Consider the following 13889-nt stretch of genomic DNA (forward strand, 5'->3'; position numbering starts at 1 on the left):
TCTTTAAGAGATTTGTCGAATGACCCTGAAGACCATCGAAGGTACCTTCATCGCCCCCAAAGGCCGCTATGCCCTGGTGGTTGGCCGCTTCAACAGCTTCGTGGTTGAAAGCCTGGTAAGCGGTGCCGTTGACGCCCTGGTTCGCCACGGTGTGAGCGAAAGCGACATCACCATCATCCGTGCCCCTGGCGCCTTCGAAATTCCACTGGTTGCGCAGAAAGTTGCTCAACAGGGTGAATACGCGGCGATCATCGCCTTGGGCGCGGTCATTCGTGGCGGCACGCCGCACTTCGAATACGTGGCTGGCGAATGCACCAAGGGCCTGGCCCAGGTGTCCATGGAGTTCGGCGTACCGGTTGCGTTCGGCGTGCTGACCGTGGATTCCATCGAGCAAGCCATCGAGCGTTCCGGCACCAAGGCCGGCAACAAAGGCGCTGAAGCTGCCCTGTCCGCCCTGGAAATGGTCAGCCTGCTGTCGCAGTTGGAGGCCAAGTGATTTCCGACGAGAGCGACAACTTCAACCCGCGCGAGCCACGTCCAGCCGATGCTGGCAAGCCTTCGAAGAACGAGAAGCGTCGCGCTGCTCGTCAGTTGGCGACCCAGGCGCTGTATCAGCGTCACCTGGCGGGCGCGTCGTTGAACGAGATCGAAGCACAGTTTCGCGTCGACAACGATTTCACCTTTGCCGACCTGCCGTATTTCCACGACATCCTGCACGGTGTGCACGCGCACCTGACCGAGATCGACACCGCCCTGGCGCCTTGCCTGGACCTGACCATCGAAGAGCTGGACCCGGTTGAGCTGTGCGTGATGCGCCTGTCGGCCTGGGAGCTGCTGTATCGCGTCGACGTGCCGTACCGCGTGGTGATCAACGAAGGTATCGAACTGGCGAAAGTCTACGGTTCGACCGACGGTCACAAGTTCGTCAACGGCGTGCTCGACAAGCTGGCCCCGCGCCTGCGTGAAGCCGAAGTGAAGGCGTACAAGCGCTGAATCGCGCTTGAAACCTGAATGGGCGAGTTTGAGTTGATCCGCAACTACTTCGCCGCCGCGCCTTGTGCGCAGGGCGGCGAAGGCATTGCCCTGGGTATCGGCGATGACTGCGCCTTGCTGGCACTTCCCGCTGGGGAGCAGTTGGCAATCTCCACCGATACCTTGGTCGCCGGGGTGCATTTTGCCGACCCCTGTGACCCGTTCCTGCTGGGCCAGCGCTCGTTGGCCGTGGCGGTGAGCGATCTGGCGGCGATGGGCGCCACCCCCCTCGCATTTACCCTTGCCCTGACCACACCAACCGTCGATGCCGATTGGCTGCAACGCTATGCCCAGGGGTTGAACCTCATGGCGCAAAACTGTGGCGTGGGTCTGGTGGGCGGCGATACCACCCGTGGCCCCCTGAGTTTGACGCTGACCGTGTTCGGTCGCGTGCCGGCCGGGCAAGCCTTGACCCGCAGCGGTGCGCAGCCGGGTGACCTGCTGTGTGTCGGCGGCGAGCTGGGCAATGCCGCCGGCGCCTTGCCGTTGGTATTGGGCCAGCGCAGCGCCGACGCAGCCATCGCCGAGCCCTTGCTCGCTCATTACTGGTCGCCGCAACCGCAGTTGGCCCTGGGTCTGGCGCTGCGTGGCAAGGCTACGTCTGCGATGGATATTTCCGACGGGCTCCTGGCCGATTGCGGGCATATCGCGATGGCGTCAAAGGTCAGCCTGTTGATCGAACGCGAGCGGTTGCCAATGTCCCAGGCACTGTTGGCGTTTGTCGGCGATGATGACGCGCGCGTGGCAGCCCTGAGTGGGGGCGACGACTATGTGCTGGCGTTCACCCTGCCACCTGTCGAACTGGCACCGTTGCTGGCCGATGGCTGGCCGATCCATGTGATCGGCCAGGTCGAAGCGGGGCAGGGCGTCACGTTGCTCGATGGCAGCGGGCAGGACATCACCCCGGCCATCCGTGGTTATCAGCATTTTCGCGAGACACCCTGAATCGGCAAGCTGCGCTACCCTGTGTAGCGTTATCACGCATGCAAGGCCCTGTAGGAGGTCGTCACCATGGATGTGCGCCGTTGGCTGCTGATCGTACTGTGTGTCTTCACAGCGGTGGTCCAGGCGCAGGAGGTGCCCGGCAAGGTCATGCTGGCGAGTGAGGAATGGAGCGACTACACCAACAAAGACGGCACGGGCCTGGCCTGGGACGTACTGCGTCAGGTCTTCGAGCCGGCCGGCATCAACTTGCAGACCCGTTCCGTGCCCTACACGCGCTCGGTCGGCCTGGCCCAGCGCGGCGAGGTGGATGGTTGGGTCGGTTCCTACCGCGATGAAGCCGAAGGTGTGTTGTACCCCCACTGGAACTTCGATTCCGACCACATCTACGCCCTGGGGCTGGCCAGCACACCGACGCCCACCATCGCCACGCTGGGTAACTACCGCCTGGCCTGGGTGCGCGGCTACAAGTACGAGGAGTACTTGCCCAATGTGCGCCGTTTCAACCAGGTCGAGCGTCGCGATGGCATTTTGGCAATGCTGCTACACGGCCGTGCGGACTTCTACATTGATGCGTTGGCCGAGGCCAAGTACGTGCTCAGTCAGGCGGATGATCCCTCGAAGTTCACGCTGACGCCGATTGCCGAACTGCCGTTGTACATCGGGTTTGCCGATAACGAGCAGGGCCGGGGCTTGATGGCTGTCTTTGACCAGCGCATGGCGGCCCTGGTGAAAAGCGGTGAGTTAAAGCCGATATTCGAGCGCTGGAAACAACCCTATCCGTTCTGACGTGCATAGAACCAGGTCGAAGGCCAATCGAACCTATTGATCTTTATCAGCGATAATTCAGCTTAAGCGTCTGTAGGAACCTGCTGTTACAATGGCCGCCTCTGTAAAAACTGAAATCAGGAGCACACGGTGCCCGTCGTTTTCGTCGCCGCTTCCAAGCTGCCTACCCCTTTTGCCACGTTCACCATGAACGGCTTTCTCGAAGAAGCCACCGGGCGCGAGCACGTCGTGCTCAGCCTGGGCGATATCGCCGATGGCGCACCGGTGCTTGGCCGGGTGCACTCCGAATGCCTGACCGGTGATGCGTTGTTCAGCCAGCGTTGCGACTGTGGTTCGCAACTGGAGGCCGCCATGCGCGCGATCGCCCGTGAAGGCCGTGGTGTGCTGTTGTACCTGCGCCAGGAAGGCCGTGGCATTGGCCTGATGAACAAGATCCGCGCCTACGAGCTGCAAGATGGCGGCGCCGATACCGTCGAGGCCAACGAGCGCCTGGGCTTTGCCGCCGATCAGCGTGACTACGCGATCTGCCTGCCGATGCTCGAGCACCTGGGCGTCAAATCCCTGCGCCTGATGACCAATAACCCGCGCAAGGTCAAAGCCTTGACCGAGATGGGCATCACTGTGGCCGAGCGTGTGCCGCTGCACACCGGGCACAACCCGCACAACAAACTCTACCTGGCCACCAAGGCCAGCAAGCTTGACCATATGATGGGCAACGAGCACCAGGGCGAGGTCGACCGCGCGTGACCCGAGGCCAGGTGAAACGGCGACTGTCCTTCAATTGGTGGCAGTACCTGGCCCTGGCGCTGCTCCCCCTGTTTGTGCTCAACCTGGTGTTCGGCCAGGCCGAATCCCTGCTGCCGGTGCTGGCCATGCCGTTCTTCATTGCCGGCGTGGCCTCGATGTTCCTCAGCCTGCGCTACTTCAACGGCTATAAACACGCGTTGATTGCCACCTCCAAAGCCCTCGATACCCCCGAAGAACCGGCTGCCTGGATCACCCTGGCGGCGCGTCGGCGCACGGCGTTGCTGGTTGCCGCCGTACCGGCCTGGGTCGGTGCGTTGTCGGTCTTCGTCGGGTTGGAAGCGGTGCCACTGTTTCTGTTGGCGCTGTCGACCGTGGTGCTGTTCTACCTCTACCGCATTCCCCGTCAACTGGGATGATTCGCCACTGGCTGGCCGTGTTGCTGGTATTCAGTGCCCAGGCGCTGGCGGCCGAGCGAGTGGTGAGCCTGGCGCCGTCCCTGTCTGAAATCGTGGTCGAACTGGGCGCAGCCGATGTGCTGGTGGGCGTGCTCGACGGCGGCGAACGCCCGGCGGCCTTGGCGCAGGTGCCGTCAGTGGGGCATTACGGTCAGATGGACATGGAGCGCCTGCTCAGCCTCAAGCCCGACCTGATCCTGCTCTGGCCCGGCAGCGTCGGCCCGGCCCAGCGTGAGCAATTGCAGCGCCTGAATATCCCGGTGTACGTCGCCGAACCCCATAGCCTTGAACAGCTCACCACCCAGGTCCAGGCTATTGCCGAGCAATTGGGTCGCGCTGACGCGGGTCGACAGTTGGCCGCGCAGTTGCGCCAACGCCTGGCCGAGCTGCGACAGCGCTATCAGCGCGCCGAGCCATTGCGCGTGTTTTACCAGGTATGGAATAAGCCGCTGTACACCGTGGGTGGCGGGCAGATCATCAGCGATGCGTTAAAGGTATGCGGCGCGCGCAATGTGTTTGATGACCTCAAGCTGCCGGCCCCGCAGGTGAGCATTGAGTCGGTGTTGCAGCGTGATCCCGAGATGATTCTGGTGGGCGACCAGGCGCAGAAGGAGGCCTGGAAGGTCTGGCCGACGATGGCTGAGCGGGTGCGACGGGTGCCGGATAAAGGCCTGGAGCGGCCCAGCGGGCAGATGCTGGAAGCCGTAGCCCGATTGTGTGAGGTAATCGCGCCCCGCTAGAGGTCCGGCGTCCAGGTCACGCCAACCATCAGCGCCCGGCCTTCTTCCCGGTAGCCATATTGCTGGCCTTGGTACTGATACAGCGCCCGGCTGTAGGCCTTGTCCAGCAAGTTATCGAGCTTCATGCTCAGCGTGACTTCACGGTTCAGCGTCCAACTGGCGCGCAGCCCGAGCAATCCATAGCCAGCCAACGGTTGCTGGTTCTTCGCGTCGTCGTAGCTGCTGCTGACCGCTTGCCAGCTGGCGCCGACGCCGAATTGGTCGAATTGGCGATCCAGGTCCAGGCTCACGGTGCGCCTGGCGCGACGCGCCAGCGTATGTCCGGAATCGCGGTCTCGTGGATCAATCAGTGCCAGTCCCAGGCTGCCTTGCCAGCCGAACAGCTCTTGCTTGAGCGCGGCTTCGAAGCCGTTGATGCGCGCCGAACTGACGTTTTGCGGGCCGTCGCTGCCGAACACGATCGCATCCTGGATATCGGTACGGTACAGCGAAGCTTCCAGGCGGCTGGTGTCGCTGAGTTGGCTACGCCATTGCAGTTCGTAGCTTTTCGAGGTTTCGGGCTTCAGGTTTGGGTTGCTGTTCTTGAAGCCGTACTCGTCCGGGTAATACAGGTCATTGAACGTCGGGGCGCGGAAGCCCTCGCTGTAGCTCAGCAGCAGGTCGTTGTCCGGGTTGACTGGCAACGTGAGCGTGCCGCTCCAGCTGTTCTGCCCGCCAAACTGCTGGTTTTGGTCACGCCGCAGCCCCAGCTCGGTGGAAAACCATTCGCCATGGAAGCGATGCTGCACAAAGGCTGCGCGGTTCCAGCGACTGTTTTCGGTGAGGGTGGTGGAGCCGTGGAAGCGGTCCTCGTACCAGTCGCCGCCGAGAATCAGGCTGTTCTGCTCATTCAGCGTCAGGTCGTTCTGCCAGTTGACCGAGTCGCGGTAAGTGTTGAACACACTGAAGTCATCACTGAGGGTGTCGCGCTTGGTGTCGCGGTTCTCGCTATGGCCCAGTTCCAGGCGCGATTGCCAGCGCTCGTTGAGCGTGGCGTCGACATAGCCGCTGGCGCTGCTCACGGTGTAGTCGGTGTAGGGCTTTTGCCCCACCGTTTGCCCGGTGGCGACGTCGTAGCGGCCAAAGCTGTTGTCGTACTCCGACTTGCCGCGGTTATCCAACAGGTTGAACCCCGCCTCCAGCGCATTGCTGAAGGAATGGCTGAGGTTCAGGCTGAGGGACTGGTTGCGGTAGGCGTCATGATCGCCATCGCTGGGGAATGAGGTGTGCGTCGAGTTGATGCCGGCGGTCTCATCCAGGCTCGCGCCGAGGTTGAAGCGCGTGTATTCATCGCCACCGGACAGGCCGAGGCTGCGCTCCCAGGTCTTGTTGCTGCCAAACCCGAGCTTCAGACGCGGTTGCAGGCCTTGCCCGGCATTGCGCCGGGTAAACACCTGGATCACCCCGCCAATCGCATCGCTGCCGTAGATTACCGAACGTGAACCGCGCAGCACTTCCACCCGTTCGATCTGGTCGACGTTCAGGTATTGCAAGCCGCTGTCGCCGGAGGTGCTATTGGCAATGCGCTGGCCGTCCACCAACACCAGGCTTTGTGCGGATTTGGTGCCACGGATATAGACCCCGGGCAAGCTGCCACGGCCACCGGTGGGCGCTATTTGCACGCCGGGCACACGGCTGAGCAGGTCAGTGAGGCTGGTGGGTTGCAGGCGGTCGATGTCGTCGCGGGTGAATACGGTGTTGGCGGCGCTGCTGTCGTTGCGCGCCTGGACCTGGCGGTTGGCGCTGATGACCACGTTGGGGAGCTTCAGCGCGTCGTCGCGGGTGTCGGCTAGCAATTCCGAAGAGGGCAGGAGCAGCAGGGGCAGGGCGAGGCGAAGGCGATTCATGGGCTGTCCATAGCATTTGAAGGTGATGCAAATCAAATGTGGGAGGGGGCTTGCCCCCGATAGCGTCGTGTCAGTCAGCAAAATTTTGGCTGATCCACCGCTATCGGGGGCAAGCCCCCTCCCACCTTTTGATCCGGTTTCTACCGGCCGATCAACGCCATGCGCTCACGCACCGACGCCTCGATACCGGCCTCGTCCAACCCACACTCGGCCAGCATCTGCGCCGGCTTGGCGTGTTCGACATACACATCCGGCAAGCCCAGGTGCAGCACCGACTTGAGGATATTCTCCCGCGCCAGGAACTCGCTGACCGCCGCACCGGCGCCACCCATTATTGCGTTTTCTTCGACGGTCACCAGCAGCTCATGGTTGCCGGCAATCTCGTGTACCAAGGCTTCGTCCAATGGTTTGACGAAACGCATGTCGACCACGGTGGCGTCGATCTTCTCGGCGACTTTCAGCGCTTCGGCCAATTGCACGCCGAACACCAGGAAAGCGGTCTTGCTGCCTTGGCGACGCACGATGCCCTTGCCGATCTCGATAGGCTCCAGGTCCTTTTCGATCACCGCATTCGGGCCATTGCCGCGCGGGTAACGTACGGCGGCCGGGCCGTTATACAGGTGGCCGGTGCTGAGCATCTTGCGCAGTTCGTTTTCATCACTTGGCGTCATCACCAGCATGCCGGGGATGCAACGCAGGTAGGACAGGTCGAAGCTGCCGGCGTGGGTCGGGCCGTCTTCGCCCACCAGGCCGGCGCGGTCGATGGCGAACAGTACGTCGAGGTTCTGCACTGCCACGTCATGCACCAACTGGTCGTAGCCACGCTGCAGGAACGTGGAGTAGATCGCCACTACTGGCTTGGCGCCTTCGCAGGCCATGCCGGCGGCAAACGTGACCGCGTGCTGCTCGGCAATTGCCACGTCGAAGTAGCGCAGCGGGAAACGCTCGCTGAACGCCACCAGGTCGGAGCCTTCCTTCATCGCCGGGGTAATGCCCACCAGGCGCGGATCGGCGGCGGCCATGTCGCACAGCCATTCGCCGAACACACCGGAGTACTTCGGCCCGCTAGCCTTTTTCGGCGCGGCGGCAGGAGCGTCCAGGGGTTCCAGCTTGGTGATGGCGTGATAGCCAATCGGGTCGACTTCCGCCGGGGCGAAGCCTTTGCCTTTCTTGGTGACGATATGCAGGAACTGCGGGCCCTTGAGGTCACGCATGTTGCGCAGCGTGGCGATCAGGGTCGGCAGGTCGTGGCCATCGATGGGGCCGATGTAATTCCAGCCCAACTCTTCGAACAGCGTGCCGGGCACCAGCATGCCTTTGGCATACTCTTCGGTGCGCCGGGCAATTTCCCACGCGCCGGGCAGGCGCGAGAGCACCTTCTTGCTGCCTTCGCGCATGCTCGCGTACGTGCGGCTGGAAAGGATCTTGGCCAGGTAATTGGACAGGCCACCGACGTTGCGCGAGATCGACATATCGTTGTCGTTGAGGATCACCAGCATATTGGCGTCCACTTCCGGTGCATGGTTGAGCGCTTCGAACGCCATGCCAGCGGTCAGCGCGCCATCACCGATCACCGCGATCGCCTTGCGGTCGCTGCCTTGCAGGCGGGCGGCAATCGCCATGCCCAGCGCGGCACTGATGGAGGTGCTGGAGTGGCCGACGCCAAAGGTGTCGTACTCGCTCTCGGCGCGGCGCGGGAAGGCGGCAATGCCGTCCTTCTGGCGCAGGGTGCCCATTTGCTCGCGGCGGCCCGTGAGGATTTTATGCGGGTACGCCTGATGGCCCACGTCCCACACCAGCCGGTCGTCCGGGGTGTCGAACACGTAATGCAGGGCGATGGTCAGCTCGATGACGCCCAGGCCGGCACCAAAATGCCCACCGGTCTGGCCGACCGTGTAGAGCAATTCCAGGCGCAACTCATCGGCCAGGGTTTCCAGCTCGGCTTCACCGAGTCGACGCAGGCCGGCCGGCGTGACAGCACGGTCGAGCAGGGGCGTGGACGGGCGCTTGCGGGGAATCTCTTGAAACGTCGTGGGCATCAGGCGAATCGTTATAGGTATAGAAGAGGCGGCAGTTTACCTCAAGCATCGCAAACTGCCCACGCGGAGCGCCGAACTTGGCCGATATGCGGCCGCAAAGGCCGCCGTTATCAGTGCCGACGTTCGACGATATACCGCGCCAGGTCACGCAGTGGCTCGGCCGCCGCGTCGAAAGGTCGCAGGGCATCCAGGGCCTGGTCGCGCAGTTCCAGGGCATAGGCCTTGGCGGCTTGCAGCCCGAGCAGCGCAGGATAAGTCGGTTTGTCCCGAGCGATATCGGCGCCCTGGCGTTTGCCCAGGGTGGCGGTGTCACTTTCTACGTCGAGAATGTCGTCCTGCACCTGGAATGCCAGGCCAATGGCCCGCGCGTAGGTCTTCAGCGCGGCCAACTGAGCGGCTTCGGCCCGCCCACTGGCAAGTGCTCCCAGGTGTACGGCAGCTTCGATCAGGGCACCGGTCTTGTGGCGGTGCATGTATTCCAGCGCCTGTTGATCAAGCTTCCGGCCGACCGAGCCGAGGTCGATGGCCTGGCCGCCGACCATGCCGGCCGGGCCTGCCGCCATCGCCAGGGCGGTGACCATGCGCAAGCGGATCTCGGCATTCACGCTGCTCAATGCCGGGTCCAGCAGTGCGCTGAACGCCAGGCTTTGCAGGCCATCACCGGCGAGGATCGCGCAGGCTTCATCGAAGGCTTTGTGGGTGGTGGGCTGGCCGCGACGCAAATCGTCGTCGTCCATCGCCGGCAAATCGTCATGCACCAGGGAGTAGGCGTGGATCAACTCCACCGCACAGGCCGCGCCGTTGGCCTGTTCGGCGTCTGCGCCCAAGGCTTCGCACGCTGCATAGGCCAGCAACGGACGCACGCGCTTGCCGCCATTCATCACGCTGTAGCGCATGGCTTCATAAAGACGCTTGAGTTCGGGGCTTGGCGCAACAAACAAGGGTTCCAACGCCGCATTGACCCGGGCTTGGCTACTGGCCTGATACGCGTCGATCATTCGGGCTGTTCCGCATCGAAAGGTTCTTCGGCCAACTCCCCGTCACGTTCCAGCAACACCTGCACCTTCTGCTCCGCCTGCGCCAGCGCGCTCTGGCAGTCACGGGTCAGGCCGATGCCTTGCTCAAACGCCGTCAGCGAGTCTTCCAGCGACAACTCGCCGTTCTCCAGCCGCTCGACCAGGGTTTGCAGGTCGGCGAGGGATTGTTCGAAATCGAGTGCAACTTTTTTGCGGGCCATGGCGGCTATTCCGGTAGACGGTAAACCGGCGGGACACTAGCAGACATGGGGATTCTGGGCAAATGAGCGGGGGAGGGTGTTCAGGCGGTGAGCCGAATAAGCGCCCTATTCGGCTCATCAAATGAGCCGTATACCCATTTTATTCGGCTCACCGCCGGTCAGGATCTTTGCGCCATTGACGAGCATTGTTCTTGTGATGTTTTCAACTGTGCTTCAAATGTCTGCAATCCCACGTGCATTTCCTGTAGCGCGGCAATTTTCAGGGCTAGTTCCTGCTTCTTGTCTGCGATTGCCTGGTCCGCCCGCTCCCAGGGCAATACATCGCCTACGTGACCTGCAAGAATCTCCTGCAACTCCTTGAGCTTGAACCCCAATTGCTGCGCGCACTTGATAAACATCAACAGCTCAACGTTCTGCGCCGAATAGACCCGGTATTGGCCCTGACGCCGCGGTTCTGGCAGCAGTCCGATCGCCTCATAGTGACGAATCGCCTTGATGGTCGTGCCCGACAACTGCGCGGCTTTGCCGATGTACATGAAAACTCCTTTTTTCCGTTAAAGCGCCGGCCTGTTTCAGCCATGTATCCCGCTGCGCCGCAGTGGAGCCCAGCACCGGCCCGAACAGCAGCGTGTTTGCAGTCTTGACACCACAAAGCCCCAGCGTGGTCTTGCGCATCTGGTGAATGCCCGGCATGCGATAGAACCAACGGTAATACCATGGCGGCGTGTCCAGGGTCACCAGTAGATGTGCCGTTCGGCCGTGGAGCAGTTTGTCAGGAAAAGCCTTGCCCGCTCGGTATTTAAAGGCAAAACCGGGTAGGAAGATTCGGTCGATAAAGCCCTTCATCAACGCCGGGATGCCACCCCACCAGATCGGGAAAACAAATGTCAGGTGAGTGGCCCAGAGGATGTCGGATTGCGCGCTGAGCAGGTCGGGCTCCAGCGGCTGAATCTGGGTGTAACCGTGATGAAGGACGGGGTCGAAAGCCAGGTCGCCCAAGCGTACGACACGTACTTCATGGCCGGCGGTTTTTGCCGCCTGGATGTAGGTATCGGCCAGGGCTGAACAAAAGCTGGAGGCGGAAGGATGGCCGAGGATCACCAGGGTACGCGGGGTCATGGGGAGGTCCTGAACAGGGTGTTCCAGGGTAAAGGCTGCTGTATAGGGGAGAGTCAAGTCAGTAGTCCGCAATGGCCAGCAGGACGTTTCTGTGGTTATTGAAGGGGCCTTCCTGGAACGACCTTCGCCCCTTGTGACCGTCAATGCGCCTGACTAGCCTGCCTCAAAACTCCAGAGTGACATGGCATGAGCGAACCCTGTATCGGCTTGACCGCACCACCAGCGGGCTACAGTGACTGGCTGACCGACCTGAAAGGCCGTATTCATGCGGCGCAACAGCGCGCAACACTGGCGGTGAATCGGGAATTGGTGTTGCTCTATTGGCAGATTGGCCACGACATTTTGACCCGCCAGGCGGAGCAGGGTTGGGGCAGCAAAGTCATTGATCGACTTGCCCAGGATCTGCGTGCGGCCTTTCCCCGAATGAAGGGTTTTTAGCCGCGTAATCTCAAGTACATGCGTGCTTTTGCCGAGGCGTGGTCAGATGCTGAATTTGTGCAACAGGCTGCTGCACAATTGCCTTGGGGCCACAATGTGGTGTTGCTCGATAAACTCCCCGGCCCCGAAACCCGCCGCTGGTACATAGCCCAGGCGATAGAGAACAACTGGTCGCGTAACTCGCTGGTGATGCACATCGAAAACCGCTTGTTGGAGCGCAGTGGCAAGGCGGTCAGCAACTTCGAGACCCACCTGCCCAAACCGCAATCCGACCTGGCGCGTGAGTCGCTGAAAGACCCTTACCGATTTGACTTCCTCAGCCTGGCCCTGGACGCGCAGGAGCGCGACATAGAAAACGCCTTGATCAAGCACGTCACCGACTTTTTGTTGGAGCTGGGCGCCGGTTTCGCCTTTGTCGGCCAGCAAGTACTGTTGGATGTCGGAGGCGATGAGTTCTTTGTCGACCTGCTGTTCTATCACGTGAAGCTACGCTGCTACGTGGTCATCGAACTGAAAGCCGGCAAGTTCAAACCCGAGCATCTGGGGAAACTCAGCTTTTATCTGGCTGCCGTCGATGCCCAGCTTAAACATCCACAAGACGGGCCCACCATCGGCCTGCTGTTGTGCAAGAGCAAGAACGAAGTCGTCGCCGAATATGCGTTGCGCGATAACAATCGACCGATTGGTGTAGCGGAATATCAACTGGTTGAGTCGTTGCCCGCAGAGCTGCGAACCAGCCTGCCAAGCATCGAGCAGATCGAGCGGGAACTGGCGGGTTAAAACCGACTGATAGCCTCAAAAGCCCGGCGGAATATACCCCGGTACAAATGGCACATTCAGGCACTTGCCATGCAGGATCCGGCCATCCTCAATCCTGAACAGCACGATCTTCTTCGTCTTATCCACCGTGGCTTCCAGCTTGCAATCCGAACTGTGCCCGACCTGCTGGTAATACTCGGTGTACACCATCCCGTTCCCGGTGTGATTCATTGAAGTCCCGGCGGCTTCAGTGGTCGTCCATGAGGAGGATTTGTGCCAGGTCATCACCACCTGTGTGTCGCCATTGGGCGCATTCTGCTTCTTCATCGAGTCGGGCTTGCCGAACAAATCCAACGCCTCTTGCACGTCCCGGCCTTCCCAGCGCGATTGTGCAATAAGGTGGCACCCGTTGATAAACAGCACGGCGGGCAACCAAAGCCCAGCCAGCAACAGCCTTGTCCATTTAGGCATGGTGAATCCTTCTTGTAGGTGAGTGTTGCTCAGCGCTTGTTGCCCAGCATGTCGTCAAGGTCATCGATCATCTGGCTCTTCTCCTGAGTCGGCCCCAATTGCTGGAACATGGCCTTGGTGGTCTGGATCATCTGCAGGTGGGTCATCTTGCCCATGGCGATGGTGTCCTTGCTCTTGCCCGGTTCGCAGACATACGCGAGCGTGCGGTCGAGCCAGAACTCCTTCGGCGTCTGCCACGTGTTGGAGACCTTCAAGTGCGTAAGGGTGTAGGAAAATGGCGCAACCGACTGCCCGTTAAGAAAGCGCAGCTTGCGCGTGGAGCACTGCACTTCGATGTTGTACACATCGATCATGGGCTTGCCCGGTTCTTCATACACCACCGTGACGGCCACCAGTTTTGCGCCCTTGTTGTGGTTCGACGGCACCACCGAAGTGCGATCGGCCACATACATCACGTTTTTATGGGCCCGACCGCTGCCGTAGATGATCGACCAGTCGCCGATCGGTGTTTCTTCATCGGCCAATACCGGCGGTGTGCTGGTCAGCAAAATGGGCAACAGTGCCAGGTAGCGCCCGATTTTGGTTAAGGTATTCAATAGCGTCCTTCCTTGAGACTCGAAATAAGCGAAGGACTTTAGTGGTGAGGCGGTGCCGTCTCAATTAGGGCGAGTGTGCTAATGGCGCATTGCTAGTTAACCAAAAAAGCCTGCGTTTCAAGGCAGGCTTAGTGTGTGCAGCGGTTGAATTAGTCCTTACGCGCCGTCAACGCCGCATACCCATTCATCAAGTTGCGATAGTTAGGGATGCGCTGGGACAACAGGTTCCCCAGGCCTTCGATATCGTTGCGCCAGTCGCGATGCAGCTCACACGCCACCGAGAACCAGTTCATCAACTGCGCACCCGCTTGCGTCATCCGGCTCCACGCCGCCTGCTGCACCGTGGTATTGAACGTGCCCGACGCATCGGTCACCACAAACACCTCAAACCCTTCCGCCAGCGCCGACAGGGTTGGGAACGCTACGCACACATCGGTGACCACGCCGGCAATGATGATCTGCTTGCGACCGGTGGCCTTGATTGCCTTGACGAAGTCTTCGTTATCCCACGCATTGATCTGACCAGGGCGGGCGATGTAGGGCGCGTCCGGGAACATCTCTTTCAGTTCCGGCACCAGCGGGCCATTGGGGCCTTGCTCGAAGCTGGTGGTGAGGATGGTCGGCAGGTTGAAGAACTTG

16 protein-coding genes and 1 pseudogene are annotated in these 13889 nt (G+C 61.1%); 8 read left to right on the forward strand and 9 right to left on the reverse strand.

Annotated features, from left to right (window positions below):
• Positions 1 to 19 precede the first annotated feature (19 nt).
• The 7 genes from ribE (at position 20) to BM017_RS27915 (ending at position 4705) form a co-directional block, all read left to right on the forward strand.
• On the forward strand, positions 20 to 496 hold the full coding sequence (gene ribE, locus BM017_RS27885; RefSeq protein WP_003176356.1) for a 6,7-dimethyl-8-ribityllumazine synthase: 477 nt from the start codon (positions 20 to 22) through the stop codon (positions 494 to 496).
• Positions 493 to 993 (forward strand): transcription antitermination factor NusB, encoded by a 501-nt coding sequence (gene nusB, locus BM017_RS27890; RefSeq protein ID WP_010206836.1) that lies wholly within the window; start codon positions 493 to 495, stop codon positions 991 to 993. The genes ribE and nusB overlap by 4 nt, the downstream gene beginning before the upstream one ends.
• An 18-nt stretch (positions 994 to 1011) precedes the next feature.
• Entirely contained in the window at positions 1012 to 1977 is a 966-nt protein-coding gene (gene thiL, locus BM017_RS27895; RefSeq protein ID WP_092250572.1) for a thiamine-phosphate kinase, read from the forward strand.
• A 66-nt stretch (positions 1978 to 2043) separates the two neighbouring features.
• Entirely contained in the window at positions 2044 to 2763 is a 720-nt protein-coding gene (locus tag BM017_RS27900) for a substrate-binding periplasmic protein (RefSeq protein WP_092250575.1), read from the forward strand.
• A 129-nt stretch (positions 2764 to 2892) separates the two neighbouring features.
• A complete protein-coding gene (gene ribA / locus BM017_RS27905) occupies positions 2893 to 3510 on the forward strand; it encodes a GTP cyclohydrolase II (protein ID WP_016978544.1) in 618 nt (205 codons plus the stop codon).
• Positions 3507 to 3926 (forward strand): nuclear FMR1 interacting 1 family protein, encoded by a 420-nt coding sequence (locus BM017_RS27910; protein ID WP_092250578.1) that lies wholly within the window; start codon positions 3507 to 3509, stop codon positions 3924 to 3926. Before ribA ends, BM017_RS27910 begins: the two co-directional genes overlap by 4 nt.
• Entirely contained in the window at positions 3923 to 4705 is a 783-nt protein-coding gene (locus BM017_RS27915) for a cobalamin-binding protein (protein WP_092250581.1), read from the forward strand. The genes BM017_RS27910 and BM017_RS27915 overlap by 4 nt, the downstream gene beginning before the upstream one ends.
• Here the strand turns inward: BM017_RS27915 and BM017_RS27920 are convergent.
• From BM017_RS27920 to BM017_RS27945, 6 genes are all read right to left on the reverse strand, one after another.
• Entirely contained in the window at positions 4702 to 6591 is a 1890-nt protein-coding gene (locus BM017_RS27920; protein WP_092250584.1) for a TonB-dependent receptor domain-containing protein, read from the reverse strand. The two genes, BM017_RS27915 and BM017_RS27920, sit on opposite strands and share 4 nt — an antisense overlap.
• A 140-nt stretch (positions 6592 to 6731) precedes the next feature.
• Positions 6732 to 8630: a 1-deoxy-D-xylulose-5-phosphate synthase gene (gene dxs, locus BM017_RS27925; protein WP_092250587.1), complete on the reverse strand. Its 1899-nt coding sequence runs from the start codon at positions 8628 to 8630 to the stop codon at positions 6732 to 6734.
• Between the two features lie 110 nt (positions 8631 to 8740).
• Positions 8741 to 9628 (reverse strand): (2E,6E)-farnesyl diphosphate synthase, encoded by an 888-nt coding sequence (gene ispA, locus BM017_RS27930; protein WP_092250590.1) that lies wholly within the window; start codon positions 9626 to 9628, stop codon positions 8741 to 8743.
• On the reverse strand, positions 9625 to 9867 hold the full coding sequence (locus BM017_RS27935; protein ID WP_003176346.1) for an exodeoxyribonuclease VII small subunit: 243 nt from the start codon (positions 9865 to 9867) through the stop codon (positions 9625 to 9627). Before BM017_RS27935 ends, ispA begins: the two co-directional genes overlap by 4 nt.
• A gap of 158 nt (positions 9868 to 10025) precedes the next feature.
• Entirely contained in the window at positions 10026 to 10403 is a 378-nt protein-coding gene (locus BM017_RS27940) for a MerR family transcriptional regulator (protein ID WP_071489868.1), read from the reverse strand.
• Positions 10342 to 10986 (reverse strand): NAD(P)H-dependent oxidoreductase, encoded by a 645-nt coding sequence (locus tag BM017_RS27945; RefSeq protein ID WP_092250593.1) that lies wholly within the window; start codon positions 10984 to 10986, stop codon positions 10342 to 10344. The genes BM017_RS27940 and BM017_RS27945 overlap by 62 nt, the downstream gene beginning before the upstream one ends.
• Positions 10987 to 11172: 186 nt before the next feature.
• Between BM017_RS27945 and BM017_RS27950 the strand changes: the two are divergent.
• A pseudogene (locus BM017_RS27950) lies at positions 11173 to 12204 on the forward strand (YhcG family protein).
• 15 nt (positions 12205 to 12219) lie between these two features.
• Here BM017_RS27950 and BM017_RS27955 read toward each other — a convergent pair.
• The 3 genes from BM017_RS27955 to ycaC all read right to left on the reverse strand — a co-directional run.
• The gene (locus BM017_RS27955) at positions 12220 to 12654 is read right to left on the reverse strand and encodes a hypothetical protein (protein ID WP_071489871.1); all 435 of its coding nucleotides are present in this window, start codon (positions 12652 to 12654) and stop codon (positions 12220 to 12222) included.
• A 29-nt stretch (positions 12655 to 12683) separates the two neighbouring features.
• Positions 12684 to 13250, reverse strand: a complete 567-nt coding sequence (locus tag BM017_RS27960; protein ID WP_092250596.1) for a hypothetical protein — start codon at positions 13248 to 13250, stop codon at positions 12684 to 12686.
• Between the two features lie 149 nt (positions 13251 to 13399).
• On the reverse strand, positions 13400 to 13889 hold a 490-nt coding region (ycaC, locus tag BM017_RS27965; RefSeq protein WP_092250599.1), incomplete at its 5' end, for an isochorismate family cysteine hydrolase YcaC.

Source organism: Pseudomonas sp. NFPP04 (assembly GCF_900113815.1).
Taxonomy (GTDB): Bacteria; Pseudomonadota; Gammaproteobacteria; order Pseudomonadales; family Pseudomonadaceae; genus Aquipseudomonas; species Aquipseudomonas extremorientalis.

Coding starts and splice junctions, on each gene's coding strand:
- BM017_RS27955 (WP_071489871.1), bottom strand. CDS start 12,654: ATGCCTAAATGGACAAGGCTGTTGCTGGCTGGGCTTTGGTTGCCCGCC.
- BM017_RS27915 (WP_092250581.1), top strand. CDS start 3,923: ATGATTCGCCACTGGCTGGCCGTGTTGCTGGTATTCAGTGCCCAGGCG.
- BM017_RS27935 (WP_003176346.1), bottom strand. CDS start 9,867: ATGGCCCGCAAAAAAGTTGCACTCGATTTCGAACAATCCCTCGCCGAC.
- BM017_RS27900 (WP_092250575.1), top strand. CDS start 2,044: ATGGATGTGCGCCGTTGGCTGCTGATCGTACTGTGTGTCTTCACAGCG.
- BM017_RS27920 (WP_092250584.1), bottom strand. CDS start 6,591: ATGAATCGCCTTCGCCTCGCCCTGCCCCTGCTGCTCCTGCCCTCTTCG.
- dxs (WP_092250587.1), bottom strand. CDS start 8,630: ATGCCCACGACGTTTCAAGAGATTCCCCGCAAGCGCCCGTCCACGCCC.
- ribE (WP_003176356.1), top strand. CDS start 20: ATGACCCTGAAGACCATCGAAGGTACCTTCATCGCCCCCAAAGGCCGC.
- BM017_RS27940 (WP_071489868.1), bottom strand. CDS start 10,403: ATGTACATCGGCAAAGCCGCGCAGTTGTCGGGCACGACCATCAAGGCG.
- ispA (WP_092250590.1), bottom strand. CDS start 9,628: ATGATCGACGCGTATCAGGCCAGTAGCCAAGCCCGGGTCAATGCGGCG.
- thiL (WP_092250572.1), top strand. CDS start 1,012: ATGGGCGAGTTTGAGTTGATCCGCAACTACTTCGCCGCCGCGCCTTGT.
- BM017_RS27945 (WP_092250593.1), bottom strand. CDS start 10,986: ATGACCCCGCGTACCCTGGTGATCCTCGGCCATCCTTCCGCCTCCAGC.